13 protein-coding genes and 3 pseudogenes are annotated in these 16,211 nt (G+C 47.9%); 3 read left to right on the top strand and 13 right to left on the bottom strand.

Annotated elements, in window-relative coordinates; all coding sequences use genetic code 11:
- Positions 1–702: 702 nt before the first annotated feature.
- Positions 703–1,490: pseudogene (locus C1I60_RS18730) on the bottom strand (LysR family transcriptional regulator).
- Positions 1,491–1,894: 404 nt separating this feature from the next.
- Here C1I60_RS18730 and C1I60_RS18725 point away from each other — a divergent pair.
- Positions 1,895–2,560, top strand: a complete 666-nt coding sequence (locus C1I60_RS18725) for an MBL fold metallo-hydrolase (RefSeq protein ID WP_137063107.1) — start codon at positions 1,895–1,897, stop codon at positions 2,558–2,560.
- 137 nt (positions 2,561–2,697) lie between these two features.
- Here C1I60_RS18725 and C1I60_RS18720 read toward each other — a convergent pair whose 3' ends face one another.
- The 6 genes from C1I60_RS18720 to C1I60_RS18695 form a co-directional block, all read right to left on the bottom strand.
- Positions 2,698–2,976, bottom strand: a complete 279-nt coding sequence (locus C1I60_RS18720) for a DUF6809 family protein (RefSeq protein WP_137063106.1) — start codon at positions 2,974–2,976, stop codon at positions 2,698–2,700.
- A gap of 302 nt (positions 2,977–3,278) precedes the next feature.
- Positions 3,279–3,971 (bottom strand): pseudouridine synthase, encoded by a 693-nt coding sequence (locus C1I60_RS18715; protein ID WP_137063105.1) that lies wholly within the window; start codon positions 3,969–3,971, stop codon positions 3,279–3,281.
- Between the two features lie 90 nt (positions 3,972–4,061).
- Positions 4,062–4,256 carry a DUF3934 family protein gene (locus tag C1I60_RS18710; protein ID WP_137063104.1) on the bottom strand — a complete coding sequence of 65 codons (195 nt, stop codon included), beginning with the start codon at positions 4,254–4,256 and terminating at the stop codon, positions 4,062–4,064.
- 208 nt (positions 4,257–4,464) lie between these two features.
- Positions 4,465–5,478, bottom strand: coding sequence for a FecCD family ABC transporter permease (locus C1I60_RS18705; RefSeq protein ID WP_137063103.1), 1,014 nt, complete (start codon positions 5,476–5,478; stop codon positions 4,465–4,467).
- On the bottom strand, positions 5,475–6,500 hold the full coding sequence (locus tag C1I60_RS18700; RefSeq protein WP_137063102.1) for a FecCD family ABC transporter permease: 1,026 nt from the start codon (positions 6,498–6,500) through the stop codon (positions 5,475–5,477). The genes C1I60_RS18705 and C1I60_RS18700 overlap by 4 nt, the downstream gene beginning before the upstream one ends.
- 36 nt (positions 6,501–6,536) lie before the next feature.
- A complete protein-coding gene (locus tag C1I60_RS18695) occupies positions 6,537–7,532 on the bottom strand; it encodes an ABC transporter substrate-binding protein (protein WP_137063101.1) in 996 nt (331 codons plus the stop codon).
- Between the two features lie 377 nt (positions 7,533–7,909).
- On the opposite strand from C1I60_RS18695, the gene C1I60_RS18690 reads away from it, so the two are divergent.
- The gene (locus C1I60_RS18690) at positions 7,910–8,353 is read left to right on the top strand and encodes a VOC family protein (RefSeq protein WP_137063100.1); all 444 of its coding nucleotides are present in this window, start codon (positions 7,910–7,912) and stop codon (positions 8,351–8,353) included.
- 85 nt (positions 8,354–8,438) lie between these two features.
- Here the strand turns inward: C1I60_RS18690 and C1I60_RS18685 are convergent, their stop codons facing one another.
- Positions 8,439–9,512 carry a polysaccharide deacetylase family protein gene (locus C1I60_RS18685; RefSeq protein WP_137063099.1) on the bottom strand — a complete coding sequence of 358 codons (1,074 nt, stop codon included), beginning with the start codon at positions 9,510–9,512 and terminating at the stop codon, positions 8,439–8,441.
- Between the two features lie 15 nt (positions 9,513–9,527).
- Positions 9,528–10,015, bottom strand: a pseudogene (locus C1I60_RS26465) (glycoside hydrolase family 11 protein); the annotation flags it as partial.
- 517 nt (positions 10,016–10,532) lie between these two features.
- Here C1I60_RS26465 and C1I60_RS25810 point away from each other — a divergent pair.
- A pseudogene (locus C1I60_RS25810) lies at positions 10,533–10,723 on the top strand (transposase); the annotation flags it as partial.
- A 273-nt stretch (positions 10,724–10,996) separates the two neighbouring features.
- Here the strand turns inward: C1I60_RS25810 and ggt are convergent.
- The 4 genes from ggt to C1I60_RS18655 all read right to left on the bottom strand — a co-directional run bounded on the left by ggt (position 10,997) and on the right by C1I60_RS18655 (position 16,129).
- Complete coding sequence (ggt, locus tag C1I60_RS18670) at positions 10,997–12,577, bottom strand: gamma-glutamyltransferase (RefSeq protein WP_137063098.1); 1,581 nt, start codon at positions 12,575–12,577, stop codon at positions 10,997–10,999.
- Between the two features lie 72 nt (positions 12,578–12,649).
- The gene (locus tag C1I60_RS18665; RefSeq protein ID WP_137063097.1) at positions 12,650–13,963 is read right to left on the bottom strand and encodes an amidohydrolase family protein; all 1,314 of its coding nucleotides are present in this window, start codon (positions 13,961–13,963) and stop codon (positions 12,650–12,652) included.
- Positions 13,960–14,400 (bottom strand): cupin domain-containing protein, encoded by a 441-nt coding sequence (locus C1I60_RS18660; protein ID WP_137063096.1) that lies wholly within the window; start codon positions 14,398–14,400, stop codon positions 13,960–13,962. Before C1I60_RS18660 ends, C1I60_RS18665 begins: the two co-directional genes overlap by 4 nt.
- A 46-nt stretch (positions 14,401–14,446) precedes the next feature.
- The gene (locus C1I60_RS18655; protein ID WP_137063095.1) at positions 14,447–16,129 is read right to left on the bottom strand and encodes a CocE/NonD family hydrolase; all 1,683 of its coding nucleotides are present in this window, start codon (positions 16,127–16,129) and stop codon (positions 14,447–14,449) included.
- Positions 16,130–16,211 lie beyond the last annotated feature (82 nt).

The raw sequence follows: 16,211 nt of genomic DNA, 5'->3' as shown, positions 1-16,211 counted from the left end.
AATTACCTTGGTTACGGTACATCCAGCAAACTGCGTTACACGGTTCCAGGCATTCTTTTGGATATCAACGCCTTAATTCACCGATGGCAAGCCATAACTGTCGTCTTCACGCAAGATGGTGTATTCGAGCTGTTTGTGCTCAAATATAGTGTCTGGTTCATAGGCAACCCTGTATATTGACGAACTGCAAATCGTATTCCCAAATTCCCCTCCCTTCTTTATCATTTACCGATTGAAAATTTTAACTTTCGAGCTAAGATTGAAAACGTTTACATAATTACAGAGGAATATTATGTCGTTGGTAAAGTAGAAGTGAGCTTTAGGCTGCACAGTCGGGAAAACGATATCCAGGAATATAATACCATAAACTCCACTTTGGTACAAGTGGTCTATACAATTGGCGTCATTCCTGCATGGTTTGCCAAGACTTTATTTTTAGATCAGGGATATTTGGGTGTTCAATGAAATTTGCCTTCTGGACCTGAACAACACACAAAGAAAAAGCCACCTCTCCACTGCAATAGTGGAAGGACGACTATGAATTAGCGGTGTTAACGGTATTAGCAGCAAGTGCAACCCCCAGCACCGCTGCCTCAAGGTATCCAATAGAGCCTGATTTGTCTTTATCCACGGTTTCGGGATTTTGCAGAATTCCTTCGAGGTCGAGACATATTCCAGACCAATCCAGCCCTGCAAGTCTAGTCAGTACCTCGCCAGTTCCTCTCGGAATAACTGCGCATGTGCTGGCGAGTTACCTGCGTCTATGGGAGCAGGATCTTTGAGGCAGATTTTGCTGATAGCAGGCTGGTTAACTGTTTGGAGGTAAGATCGTGGCAGTACAGCTGCACCAACCCCTGCCATCGCGAGCTGTAGTAACGATTCCAGAGTGGAGAGCTCCAGGATCGGCTTGACATGGAAGCCTGCATTCTCGCAATACCTGTCAAAAAACTGGCGTACGAGAAACTTGGGCTGAAGCATGGCGAGAGGATGCGCTCGAAGCTCTACGAGGGAGACGGCATCCGCCGCCACGAGTGGGTGCCCTGCCGCGAGGGCAAGTTGAAGCTCGTCCTCGAACAACTCAATGCTCTCAAGTGCTTGTGATCCAGCGGTAGATAGACAATACCGAGATCGACCCGATTGGTGAGCAGTCCCTCCTTTACTTCCTCGGTCGCCAATTCCTGAACAGACGGCTCAATCTCCGGATACTGTTGATAAAACGCGGCGATGGCTGACAAAAGTAGATGGTTGCCCGCACAGCCAATCCGCAGGCGGCCTCGCTTCATGCCTCTAGGCTCTTCGATCGCAGCCCAAGCTTGGTCCAACTCGTGAAAAGCGTTTAACGCATGGCTTCTCAAAATGCATCCTGCCTCGGACAAATAAAACTTCTTACCCATACGGGTAAACAACGGCATGCCTAGCCGGTGCTCTAGCAGTTGGATCTGATAGCTGAGCGGCGGCTGACTGATCAACAACCGTTCAGCCGCTCGCATAAAATGAAGCTCTTCACAGACCATTAAAAAATAGGTCAATAATCGATGCTCCATTGGGTTGCCACCGTCCAATCATAGATATCCTCTATGATCATAATCAAATAATCGACATTGATCAATTGTTTGGTTTTTTCTACAGTAGAAGTAAACCATACCACACCTGTTGATTATATTGTCTGCCATTTGTATAGATTAGCTTTTCCATTGGAACCTCCGTATCTTTTTACGTTCTCAGTACGTTTACAAGGAGAAATCAACTGAAAACAGGAAAGTGGGGGTATTAAAAAATGAGTGTTTATGTTCCTTATGTTGTCGAGCAAATCGCTTGAGGTGAAAAAAACGGTTTAGGAATCGAATGATGCAATGCTGTATGTATAAATTTCATTTTACGGAGGCTCGATCTTATGGAAATTTCAAAGGGAGTAGAAATGCTTCATCTAGATTATCATGGGAATATTATTCACCCCATTTTTTTGTGGGATCAAGAAATGGCTGTTTTAATAGACACCGGATTCCCAGGGCAATTTGAAGATTTACGCGTGGCCATAGAAAAGGTAGGCGTGTCGTTAAACAAACTAAAAGCTGTGATTTTGACGCATCAGGACGTGGATCATATAGGCAGTCTTCCTGAGATTTTGCAGGAGTGCGGCCATAATGTTAAAGTATATGCTCACGAACTGGATAAGCCGTATATTCAGGGGGAGATCCCTCTTTTAAAAGATGATCACCTTGAGAATCCCCCGAAGGGCAAAGTGGACGATACCTTAATAGATGGTCAGGAACTGCCGTTTTGCGGCAGGATTCGCATCATCCATACTCCTGGGCATACTCCCGGCCATATCAGCCTTTACTTAAGGCAAAGTAAGACTCTCATTGCCGGGGATTCGATGTACAGTGTAAACGGGATTCTCGGGGGCATTCATGTCCCGACCACACCGGATATGAATGCCGCTCGTCTCTCATTGAAAAAGTATTTAGATTTCGACATTGCATCCGTGGTTTGCTATCACGGGGGACTAAGTAATGTAAATGTGAATGATCAGATATTAGGACTTAGCCAAGGATTATGAGTTTAGGTTTCAACGCCGATTATCCAATCAGCAAGTAAAAACCGACTCCAATTATGGGGTCGGTGTAGTTCCTTCGTTTTATCCGTTCAGGTATGCTATTGCGTTTGGCCTTTCTTTTTACTTTACAAAGATATACCTTAGTTTCGATAATTTCTCCCATCAAATATTTCTAACATCATCAAAGCTCCCGTTTTGTACCCAGAAATATAATCAGAAGCAGATAATATAGAAATTAGAACATCATTTAAATCCGATAACTCCTCAATTAATTTATAGTCGTGTTCTGGTAATCTTGCTTTTAGATTTTCCATAGAAGCGGATATTTTCTGATGGGTTAGTTCAAGCTCAGGGTTTTTCGTCCTGATTCGTTCACTTGGATACCATTCGCCGTAATATAAATCCTCCAAGATACTCATATTCATCTTCTCCTTCTTGATATAAGCTTTCTGTACATTTCGGATTCGTAGATGCATTTTGTTACCCAAAATAATAATATCCTATTGGAAATATCAATATTGATTTTTAGCGACTATTTCGCTATGAATAATTGAAGGACTACTGGCCAATTTCCATCACACAAGCACAGACTATTTACTAAATAGAAAGAACCAAAAAAAGCTCTCTCCCGTAGGATAGAGCCCCAGAAATACCCAATACTTTTAAGCCTACAAAATCAATGTAGTTAGATGACGTACAAATTTCAGTAGGTATCAACATGCTATCTCAACGTAGAAAGAAGCACCTTTAGCTCTTCACCATCCAGATGTCTCCATTTCCCTCGTTCCAGATGATCCAGTGTAATATTCATAATTCGAATACGCTCCAATTTTAGCACGCTGTATCCCAGAGCCTTGCACATCCTACGAATTTGCAAGTTCAGGCCCTGGGTCAAAATAATGCGAAACTCATATTCACCTTGCTGGTAAACATCACATGGTTTGGTGATGACGTTCAATATTTCAACACCGCGGGACATGGCCTGCGTAAACTCGCCTGTAACAGGTTTGTCTACGGTCACCACATATTCTTTCTCATGACCATGCTCAGAACGCATCATTTTATTAACGATACCTCCATCATTCGTTAGTAAAATCAACCCCTCCGATGCCTTATCCAGCCTACCAATGGCAAAAATCCGTGAAGGGAAGTTTACATAACTAATAATATTGCCAGCAACCTGTTCCGCCGCCGTACATATAATGCCGATGGGCTTATTCAGGGCCAAATATACAGGCTCGCTATTATTAACCGGAATCGTTTCCCCATCAATCAGTACGGAATCCTGCGGCTCTACATTCGCTCCAGCTTCGCAAACTGTGCCATTAATCGTAATTCGCCCGGCTGCAATCAATCTATTCGTTTCCCGGCGTGAGCAGAACCCCGTTTCGCTTATGTACTTATTGATTCGCACTATTCACCTGCTTGCTTCAAATTAAAAACACCTGATTGCTTTTGCCAAATCAGGTGTTCACTTTTTTGAACGACGATATACTTGTCCAGCTTACTTACTTCTGCCGCCGCTTTTATTACCACTTGGTTTGGTGCTGCCACCTTTTGCGCCGCCTGCGGCTTTACTTCCCGGTGCGCCTGTAGCAGCGCTTTTCACCCTTGTGGGCTTGGCTGTTTTGTTCCAGCGTGTCCAGCCCTTACTACCTGTACCTCTGCCGGTTCCGCCGCCCTTGCTTTTTGCACCCATATGATCACTCCAATAGTAGTCGTTCAGTTTTAACTAAGCTATCATACCATTACTTCGGATATAATGCCTGCTTGTTTTTAAAATAAATGCTCACATAAATATGTCATAACAACATATGAAGTTCACTATTTTATCATTCAAATTAAAAAGGCGTTAACCAGACAAGCTCACAGCTCACATCGGTTAACGCCTTTTGGCTATATATGAATCAGTTGGCCTTCGACAATAAATAGAGGAAATAAGGAGTCACCAGGATCGTGATAATGATGCCTGTCGGGATATCTACACCAAAACTAATGGTTCGGGTGATCGTATCCGCGATCAGGATAACGAGTGCTCCTACCAACGCTGTTGTAGGCAGTAGCAGCTTATGATTAGGCCCTACCAGCTTGCGCGCCAGATGTGGACTAACCATACCTACAAAAAAGAAGTTCCCGCCAAGGGCTACGCTACCCGAAGCAAGCGCCACCGCAGCAATAGTAAGACCAATAAATTCCCCTTTGATCGCTACCCCCAGTCCCGATGCCGTCTGGTTCCCCAGGTTCAACGCATTAAGAGTGTACGACTTATAAAAGACGTAAAAACTAATGATGAGTACCCAAGGAAGCAGTACCATAATGTAGCTCCAGTCATCTCCCCACAGATTTCCAGCCTGCCAACGCAAAGCAAAATCATATTGCTTCTCATCTAGCTTCAGTGTAATCATCAATGACAATGCGGAATAACCACTGCCCATAGCAACGCCTGTTAAAATCAAGCCGGTCGGCGAAATTTCCTTCCTCCGCCTATAGGCGAACAAGAAAATGAGGATCGCCGCTACAATGCCCCCTGCAAAGGCCAGTCCCGGCAGGACGATGGGCGAAAACAATCCCTCACTGGTGAATACAGTAACATACAAAAGTACGAACAAACCGGAGCCGGAACTGATTCCCAGCGTACCAGGACTGGCCATGTCGTTTTTAAGTAAGCTTTGCATAATACAACCCGAAATAGCCATACCGATGCCAACCAATATACCTAGAACGATACGCGGCAGGCGAAAATCAAACACAATCAGATTCTGCTTGCGAGTCCCCTCACCAATGATAACCTTGAATACTTCCATAGGGGACAGATTCATCTTGCCCACATTCATACTGAGCATCGCCACCAGGATCGTCAGCACAGCTAACAATACAATAATCCCTATACTTCTGGCAGTTGCATTGCGAGGCTGGTTCAACTAAACTCCCTCCTTTGCTTACGCACAAGGTAGAGAAAATAAGGTACACCCACCAATGCAAAGATAATACCCAACGGTGTTTCATGGGGACGGTTAATAAGTCTTCCCAGCAAATCCGCTACTACTAAAAAAACTCCACCATACAGTGCTGAAGCAGGAATGATATACCGATAATCCGTTCCGATCAGATGACGCATGATGTGCGGTACAATCAGACCCACAAAACCAATAGGACCCACCACAATGACAGAAAGCCCTGTGAGCACCAAGACAATTAAGGTCGAAAAGCCTTTGATTCTATTGGCACGAATACCCAAGCCTGATGCAACATCCTCTCCGAAGCTTAAGATTGTGATGGAGGGAGAAAGAATAATGGCACAGATCACGCCCAATATGAATAAGGGTGCAATGATAGCCAATTCGTTCCATTGGGCGCTGGCTGTCCCACCTGCCGTCCAATAATCAAGTGCTTGGCCGATCTTATATTTAATAGCAATAAAAGAACTAAACGCACCAAAAAGCATGGAGATCGACATTCCGGCTAACACCAGACGCTGAGGGGTCATCCCCCGTTTACCTATAGATGCAATGTAATACGTAATTCCAGTAGTCACTGCCGCACCCAGACAGGAATACAGCATCGTTTCTGCATAGGTACGACCCGGTAAAAAGGCCATACATAATGCAATAGCAAATGTCGATCCTGAGCTAATACCAATGAGCCCGGAGTCTGCCAGCGGGTTACGGGTAGTTCCCTGCATAATGGCCCCGCAAACGGCCAGACTGCCCCCTACAATGATGTCAGCAACCGTACGCGGGAAACGAAGAGTGTGAATAATTTGATGCTCTGTAATACCAGGATCAAACTGAAACACAGCGCCCCATGCTAATTTCAAGCTCATTTCCGCGGCTCCAAATGTTATAGAAGCTGCGGTTACAAGCAGCAGCAGGATCAGCCCCAAGATCATATATCCCAGAAAATGAAGTGTTCCTTTTTTGTTTTGCTCTTTATGAGTAGACATACATTACATCCTTAATGGGTCAATTATATGCTCTGCTTACTTCGTCTTTTCCAGCAATCTATTTGTGATATAGTCCAATTGCCCCGTCATGCTCAAAACGTCAGAGTAGTAGAACAGGCCTGCATAATCCGCTGGAATCTCGATGATATTCCCATTTTTCACGGCCGGGATACTGCTCCATATTTTCGTTTTGGCAAACTGAGATTCCTTACCCTCCTGCTTGAACCAGAGGACATAGTCGCCAAAATATTCAGCAGCCACCTCATAAGATAAAGACCCTCTGCCCTCTCCTGAATCTTTAACTAACTTTTCGAGTTTTTCCGGTTTGTGAAGTCCGATATAGTTATACAGCAACGTTCCGCCGCGTGAGCCTGTTTCATAATATACTCCGTAGGAGTCGCTACCCCAATCCTCGAATATACTAAAGGTTTTGTCTTTGAAAATGTCGGATTTTAATTTTTCCTTAGCGTCATTGAGCTTGCTTTCAAAGGTAGCAATCGCCTTGTCAGCTTCTGCTTCATGACCCGTGGCCTGTCCTAAGAATTTAACCCGTTCAAGTGCTGTCATTTTATTGTCAGGCATCACCAAGACAGGCGCAATTTTGGACAGCTTGTCATAATCCTTTGTATCATATGTAATGATCAAGTCAGGATCATACTTCATGATTTCCTCGGATTCCCACTTTTCAATATTTGGAACTCCATTTAGCTTATCGAAAAAAGGCATGGTTTTTTGCGACCAGCCTGATACCGCAACTGGTGTCATTCCCAATGTAAATACATCCCCAATATACCAGTTGACCACCACACGTTGAGGATTGGCAGGAACCTCAACATCCCCCATGACTGTGGATACGGTACGGGTACCAGAGTCCGTGCTTGCCTCCTTTTTCGTGTCGGTTGTGTCGGTTGCAGACTGCTTGGTAGAGGACTCGGAGGTGCCTCCAGCGTTGCCGCAGCCCGAAAGAACCAAGATCCAAACAGTAAATACACATAAAAACATGTAAAACCTCTTGTTCATCTTGCTATTCATTCTTTAAAACCCCTTTAGTATGTAGTCATTGCAGCGTTATTTAAAATTAGTGATATTGATAATCATTATCACTAATATGAAATTGTAAATTTCTCCTTGCTGCTTGTCAACCCTTTCTTCGAATTTGTTACTTTTGTATCACAAAATACATTTGTCCTGTTTTTGATCATCCAATAAACATATCTGCCGTTTCTTGCATAAGTTTGCTCAACATTTGAATGAAAAGCAGAACAAAACAGGCTGCCTTTTAAGGACAGCCTGTTTTGTTTATGCCGATGAACTGTCCTTCGACGTTAGTATTTTTGTTTATGTACAGGTAAATAATAAATGTTAAAGCCACAGTCTGTTCAACGAATTAATCCGAAGGAGTGAATCGCATGTCCATTGATGTTTACCTTAATTTTAATGGGAACTGCCGTGAAGCAGCGGAATTTTACGCAGAAGTATTTGAAACGGATAAACCAGAAATCATGACCTTTGCTCAAACGCCGCCTAACCCTGAATATCAGCTGCCAGAAGAAGCAAAAGATTTAGTCATGCATACACGCCTTGATATCGATGGGAGTAATGTTATGTTTTCTGATGTTTTTCCTGGCATGCCTTTTGTTGTCGGAAACAATATAAGCCTCTCCTTCGTCAATAAGGACATTGATAAAATTAAATCACTATTTGATAAACTGAAAGAAGGTGGAGAAGTAGGCATGGAGCTTCAAGAAACATTTTGGAGTAAATGCTATGGTAGTCTTAAAGACAAATTCGGAATAGAGTGGCAGTTGAATTGTGAAAGTGAAGAAACAGACGAGGAAGCTCCTGAAAAATAGATTGGAACAGCAAGGTGGAATTTTTCTTGAATAGAAAAGTTCCACCTTTTTTTGTTTGAAAGGATTATTTACCGCTTCGGGGTTTTCAGTTGATCTCTAAATAGTCAATGTAAGCATCCCATGTCCCGTCATCGGCTGTTACAACGAGCTCTATCTCTTGATTTCCGGTTCCATGGCTGACATTGTTTAAGGTGTAGACCGCAGGACTGCTCCCACCGAAGTAGAAGGTTCCCTTTGTCTGTCCACCGATTTTTAAGTCAACTCTGGCCATGTTGGAGTTATTCGAAGCACCACGGAGTGAGAAATTATGGGTACCGTTTTCGAAATACTGCGTGTATTTCAACGAATCATTGTTGGCGTATAAAGCAACTCCTGAGAACGGCGAGCTGATATTCGTGGTGTACTGACCGCTTTTGGCCATATTCTCGGCTTCCATTTTCGTACCTATGCTTGGCCCACTTCCAGTGCTTCCACCGTCAGGTGCGACCGCCCGGCCGGTGCTCGGCGAGATCATGCCAGAGCATAGGTTCCGGTTCTTGAGGTTCTGAGCAATCTGCGGAACCGCTTGGAGCGTAGTCTGATATTGGTCATGCATCAGGATCACGTCGCCGTTTTTCATCTTGCCCACGGCGGCTACGATCTGGGCGGTGGTGGCGCCGTTCCAGTCTTGGGAGTCAACGTTCCACAGCACTTCGGTAAGACCGTTTTGGGTCTCGATTGACTTCAAAGTCGCGTTGGTATCGCCGTACGGCGGACGGAACAACTTCGGTGCCGTGCCGGTAATGGACTTCAGCGTTTGTTGCGTGCGTGTAATTTCCGAAGACATTTGTGAGGTACTCAGTTGTGTCATATATGGATGCGACCATGAATGGTTGCCGATCCACATGCCTGCTCCCTGCTGGTCGCGTACGAGTGAAGGGTAATTCTGCGAATTCTGTCCAATGTTGAAGAACGTCGCGCGCAAGCCGTTTTGCTTCAGTGCGTTAAGCAGTGTTGTGGTGGTGTTGGGATTAGGACCATCGTCGTAGGTTAATGCTACATAGCCGTTCGAACAATCAGCCGCAAGGGCCTCGTCGTCGGACATCACCAGCGAGCCCATGAACACAGACACGATGAGCGACCCGATCGCCACCCATTTTCCTGTTTTAACTTTAAACATGGTTCTACCTCCTTACAAATTGGATTTATTCGAAGCACCACGGAGTGAGAAATTATGGGTACCACTTTCGAAATACTGCGTGTATTTTACCGAATCTTGTTGGCGTATAAAGCGACTCCTGAGAACGGCGAGCTGATATTCGTGGTGTACTGACCGCCCTTGGTCATACTCTCGGCTTCCATTTTCGTACCTGTGCTTGGATGAGTTGGATTCGTACCACCGCCTCCGCCGATCGTAAGTGTATTACTAATCAAATTTGCACTCCCACTACTTTGACATTTCCTCTACCGTAAGCGAAACTTTATTCATCTTCCTCATTTGCATTTCACTCGTACGTTTCGATGTCCGAACACTTCAATACTGCTTAAAAGTTGCAGTGCCTCCTGGCGGACGCCAGTTGCCCCATCTGTTGACAATGTAAAATTCTACTAGTGGGTCAACCATCCATCCATAGATACATAAATATGAATTGCGTCTGACTGGTAGTCAGCACCGTAGTTTACTGGCGGTTCCTACTGGTCCTGTATGCGAAAAACAAATTAAAATCACTAAAATAATCTCATTCTTTTTTGTTTCATTAGACATTCCTCCTCTTTGGTTAATTTGCATTAAGCCTTACTAGGATGCCGTGCAGCCCGTAGTAGACCTAAAACAGCATTTCTTTACAATGATTTTTTGTAAGCGATTACAAAAGTGATTTTATCATAGCTTCCTTCATATTTAACCTGCAAAAATTTAAGTTTATACTGTAAAATGTTTAGTTTCTTTGTGGTTTAAAATGGAAATACATAATCCATGTTGTCCAAAAAAATCTTCAAAGTATAGCACATGCCCCCAGTTCGTAGGGTGCTATCAACTGCGAAGTTGCGAGCGTTATTGCAGGACGACTTGAAAGAGCTAATACCGTATTCCTATATGATCGAGAATGAGCTTGCCTATAAGACGCGAACTTCCTGGAGTAACACCATCTCCGAAAAAAACAGATTGAAGATCAGGCAACAGATGAATAAGATGAAAGTTCGACTTAATCTTCGTAACGAGAAGGTGCGTCCTGAAGGGATGACCAGCAAAGGCACACCACGCTGTTCGATGGGATTTGCCATGACCTATTGGGTCTGGAGAACGGACATTTGAAGTTTCAGTGTCCACACGCCACGAGCAAGGTCCATTGCCCGCTTGGCATGGCCACTTGTTCTGGCTCGAACTATGGCAGGGCGTGTTTATCGTCGTCAGTCAACAGCCGCCCTGGTTTCCGGACGAGCGCATGCCTGGAGTGTATCGCACGAAAGCAGTCTTCAAGGGGGCAAACCCGGAAATCTCCAATTACAGGGCGACTTGTACGAGCTTATTTCAAGTTAACTGCAACATATCCGGGCGGGGACAAAGAGACAGCAAAAAACACCCTGATGAAGGAAAGAAAATAGTTTCCTTCCCGATCAGGGCGTTTCTACTGTGTAATGTTAGGGCCATGTTCCGTTCCTGGATTACCAGCCGATGGCCGCTCCATCGCAGCGGGGGTCCGTGCCGCCGAGCCGTAAGCTGCTGTCATCAATCAAAATGGCATGCGCGTGCCCCATGGCTCCAGCAAAATCCTCAACCGGTTTTACCGCGTGCCCGGCCAACTTCAAACGACGCTGCACTTCTTTAGCGATCCGACCTTCCAGTCTCAGCTCTTGCGTTTCTTCCCCCCAGGTTCGACCCCACACCCAGCGCGGTTCATGCACGGCGGTCTGCGGGTCCATGCCGTAATCGACCATGCGGGTCAGCAGCGCGGTCTGCGTCTGCGGCTGACCTTCCCCTCCCTGGGTGCCATATAAAATATACGGCTTCCCATTGCGACAGACCATCGCCGGCATCAGCGTATGAAATGTTCTCTTGTCGGGTTCAAGCCTATTCACATGCGACGGATCAAGGGAAAAGAACGAACCCCGGTTCTGCAGCAGAATGCCGGTATCTCCTCCTGTCACCGCCGAGCCAAATTCAAAATACAGGCTCTGGATAAAGGAGACGGCATTGCCCTCTTCGTCTACTACCGCTGCGTATGCCGTATCATTGCCTACTGGCTGGGTATCCATCGGCAGGGAGCGGCCCATATCGATGCAGGCTGCCAGATCCGCGGCGTAGGACTTGGACAGCATACGGTCCAGAGGGATGGAGGAAAATCGAGGGTCGGTCAAATACCGGTTGCGGTCGTGGAAGCTCAGCTTCAGTGCCTCTACAAGCAGGTGATAGTAATCAAAGGAACCGTGCTCTATACTGCCCACATCAAACTGTTCAAGAATATGAAGCGCCATAATGCCGGTAAAACCCTGTGAGTTCGGTGGAACCTGGTAAAGGTCAAGACCACGGTAACTCCCTTTGATCGGCTCCACCCATTCACCTCTGTGCCTCGCAAAATCCTCCAGCGTCAGTAGACCGCCCTGCTCCGTAAGTGAGCGAACTATCTCCTGGCCAACACTGCCTGAATAAAATACGTCCCGACCGTGATCCGCAAGCTGCTGCAGGCTGCCTCCCAAAGCAGCCTGCACAAAGCGGCTACCCTGCTCGGGGACCTTCCCTCCGGGCAGATAGATGGCAGCCGTCTGCGGATAAGCCTCCAGCACCTCGAAGCGCTCGGCCGTATTGACATGCTGGTTCGGCGACAGCGGGAAGCCTTCCAGCGCATAGTAGATCGCGGGCTCAAGCACCTCTGCCAGCGTCTTTGAGCCATATTGGCGCAGTACGGCATCCCAGCCGTCCACCATGCCCGGCACGGTAATGACGCTGCGAGGTCCCCGCTGCGGGATGGCGGATTCGCCCGCAAAGCAGGCGGCTGTAACCCGGCTGCCCGAACGGCCGCTCGCATTATAGGCCCTGACTTTTCGCTCCTGGGTGCTATAAGTCAGCCAGAAGGAATCGCCACCCAGTCCCGTCATATGCGGGTATACGACAGCAAGACAGGCGCTCACCGCCACAGCGGCATCAAAGGCATTGCCTCCCTGCTGCAAAATACGCGATCCGGCCGCGCTTGCCAAATAATGAGGGCTAACAACCATCGTCTGTGTTCCTGTAATCGATGCAACCATTATGCCCCCACTTCCTCTCCCCTTTTATAACTGACAATTCAATTCTGTTTGATGCCATTACTTTATACGGCCTTACGCATATGCCTGAGCTGCATGCAGAGCGGACTGCCAGCCGCCGCAGGTATACACCCAGCGGCTCATTTTTGTGCCTGACAGCAGTTGCGTCACATCAGCCGCATCCGTTACAACAAAGTTGCAGGCATGCTCTTCTTCTATTCCGTACCCTTCGCAGCCTGTAATCCCAGCAGGTATATCCGTGATCATCCGCAGCAGCTGTACTTGGTCCCGTTCACTGCCCATATGGGCCGCATACGATGTGATTTGGGCGATCTGTATCAGATCCCCACGCCCGAACGGATGGAACGGGTCTTGAATGTTGTCGGAGGCCGCTGCCAGCGGAATACCTTCTGCAAGCAGCTCACGAATTCGTGTTGTGCCCCGTCTTACCAGGCCGCGATCCTCCCGTCCCTGAAGATACAGGTTCACAGCAGGCAGCGTTACCGCGTTCAGACGGGCTTCCTTCATCTTCTCCATCACATGCTGTGCATCCTTTTCCGTCATTGCAGACAGCGAGCACAGATGATCTGCCGTCACCTTGCCTTGATAACCGCAGCCAATCGTATGCTCTGCTATGCTTAGCACAGTTCTTTTCCCGGGATCGTCACTTTCATCCGCATGCAGATCAACGGGTACCCCAAAACGTTCTGCCAGCCGAAAAACCCTGCCAATCTCCCTTTCAGGGTCGTCTGCCAGATGAGGGGCACCGCCCAGTACATCAATCCCCATACACAGTGCTTCCTCGACTGCCTCATCCGCAGCTTCATGATTGGCGCGGAACGGAACCATCAACGCATATTGGATCGCCATACTGTCCTTTAGCTTCTCCCGTACCTCCAAGGCCGCCTCAATCGTCCTAAAGGCCACCTCTCTCCCCAGATGAACAGGGAAGTCAAGATGGCTCCTTATGGTCGTGGTCCCGTAGCTCAGCGCCATTCTGGCGGCCGTCCACATGCGCTCCGCCAACTGCTCCTTGCTGAAGCTCTGTACGGCCTGGCTGTAATTATGAATGGCTTCCTGAAGCGTGCCGGAGCGGTTCGGCACCTGTTCGAGTGAAAAGGCTTTGTCCAGATGCATATGACAGTCGACCAGCCCGGGAAGCATAATGCCGCCCCGCAGATCAATGCAATCCGCGTCTGCCAGCCGTTTCAGGTCCGATCCGGCCTGCTGCGGAGCAATCAGACGGGAAGCGGCGTTATCCCCCGCATCAAGGAAATGGTCTTGCCGGCGGATGCTAACCCATTTCCCACCCTCCGCCTTTAGTTCATACAGATGGGGGTCTTCCCGATGCGGAAGCTGTACATTAATGAAATGCAGCCCTGTACTCATTGCGCGGTAGCCAGCGCCTGAAGCACGGCCAGATCCTCCTCATCCAGCTCGGCGGCAGGGCCTGCTTTGATCATATCCGAGAACAATTCGTCCGGTACCATGGTCGTCAGACAATACAGGCGTGTGCTGCCCGTATTGATAATATCGTGATGGTTGCCTGGCGGAATAATAATGAATGAGCCTTGGCGGATCGGAGTCTCATATTCGCTGCCAACTTTAGCAATCCCATCCCCTTTCAGTACATAAAAATATTCATAAGCTTCCCGGTGTTCATTGGATGGAGTTCTGCCTCCCACCTCGAAGATTTCTACAAATGAAGTGAAAGGCACCTGCTCCCTGTCGCATAGCAGTATGAACTTGTTCGTATCCTGTACGGAAATTTTGTGGACGGGACAATTCTCAAAATTACCGGCAACCAGTCCTGGAATGTTCACCATATACATTCAACCTCACTTTGATTGATTTTTATTTATGTCTCGCTTTTCATCTTTTCACTGGCAGCTTCAAACAGGATATGTCCTGTTCTGTACTGCGCACAGCCGTGGTGGCAATCTTCAGCCCGCCTGTTCCCGTGCTGTTCGTCTCACCCCTGACACCGTTCGGATGCCGGGCGAACAATGGGAAGGCGCTGCCTGTCAATTCAAGCCGGATATACGTGCCAGCCGACAGGGTGGCTGCCAAGGGACGCAACCTGATCCGCGCAGTAGTCCATTCATTGGAGGCTTCTGCTCCTTCACTACAGATTTCCGTACGGCCCACGCTGAGCAGCCGGGCCGTTCCATTCTCGGATACGGTCGTGAGGACGGCCACCAGATCCGTCGGACCTCCCAGTGTCTGGTACTGCACGGACAACTCCGGGGACCCAAAAATCGGGATATCCTCTGCAAGCGGCCCTCCCGTATATACCAGAATCTCTTGCCTTTCCTGAATGGCAATGCGGTCGGACGGCAGGTAGGAGTCCAGACGCATCGGCAGACGCGAGTCGTATACGAATACATCCGGCACAGCCTCCTCCACGTCTTCCTTACGCCTTTCCAGTCTGCCGCCTCCTGCCGCACCGTTTGCCGGGGTCTGTGACCCCGATAAATAGAACCATTCAGACGCAGAGGACTCATTCTCAAGTACAGAAGGCAGTTGTTCCGCCGTATGCCATTTATGACTCAAGGAGTCAAAATAACGGATCGGCGGTTCTCCAGACAATTCCGTGTCTTCCTTGCCCTTCAGCCAATAATCAAACCAGCGCAGTTGCTCCAGATGATGTCCGCCGTCCGCCTGCTCTCCATGATCGATTCCGCCTGCTCTGCGCCCCCATGGAATGTGGGCCCACGGGCCAACAATGAGCCGATGAAAGCAATCCGGAGTGGCAGTAGCTTGTAGAGCCTCGAATGACTGCAGCGTACCCATCAGGAAACCGTCATACCAGCCGCCAATATGCAAAGCTGGCACCGGCCCCTCGACGATCTCGTCGATCCAGTTCATCCGCTCCCAGTACTCATCGTACGCTATATGATCGATCCAATCATAAAATGCGGGAAAGTATTGCTCCAGAATCGGATGTCTTTCATTCAGCGGCATTTTCCAGAGTATCTCCTCGGGGCTGCGCATAAACCTTGAGCATTGCTCGGCCGTCTCGAAGTCACCCGCCCTTTGCGCCGTATCACGAGCCAGCTGAAAAGCCCACGGCAGATGATTGCCAAGCGCGAAGGAGCCATGTGGGTAAAATAAGCCGTGGTACATGTCTGCCGGGCACATGCTCGGCGCAATCGCTCTGAGCGCAGGCGGGTGAAGAGAAGCCGCAGCCCATTGTGTGAGCCCTTGATAAGAGAAACCGTACATGCCTACTTTCCCGGTCGAGCCGGGCAGACCTACTACCCATTCGATGGTATCAAATCCGTCCTCTGCTTCCTGTACAAACGGATCAAATTCGCCTTCCGACTCTCCCCGTCCCCTGACATCCTGGATTACAACGATATATCCCTTATTGGCATACCAGACGGGATGGGCATGTGTAACGGTGGAGGCAATCGACCGGCCGTAAGGCTGGCGCATCAGCAGTACGGGATATTTTCCCGTCTCATCAGGCATGTATATATCTGAATACAACGTTACACCGTCACGCATCGTGCAAGGAACCTTGCGGTGGATGACCACATTTCCAAATTTCATGCGACTCGCTCCTTTGCTGTAGATCCAGATTTACTATAAAAATCCGTAGGGAACATTAGCTGCTGCTGTATGTCAATCTCCT

It is taken from the genome of Paenibacillus terrae, assembly GCF_005217525.1.
Taxonomy (GTDB): domain Bacteria; phylum Bacillota; class Bacilli; order Paenibacillales; family Paenibacillaceae; genus Paenibacillus; species Paenibacillus terrae_C.
Note: the sequence above shows the minus strand (reverse complement) of the source record. Positions and strands in the feature narration are given on the sequence as shown.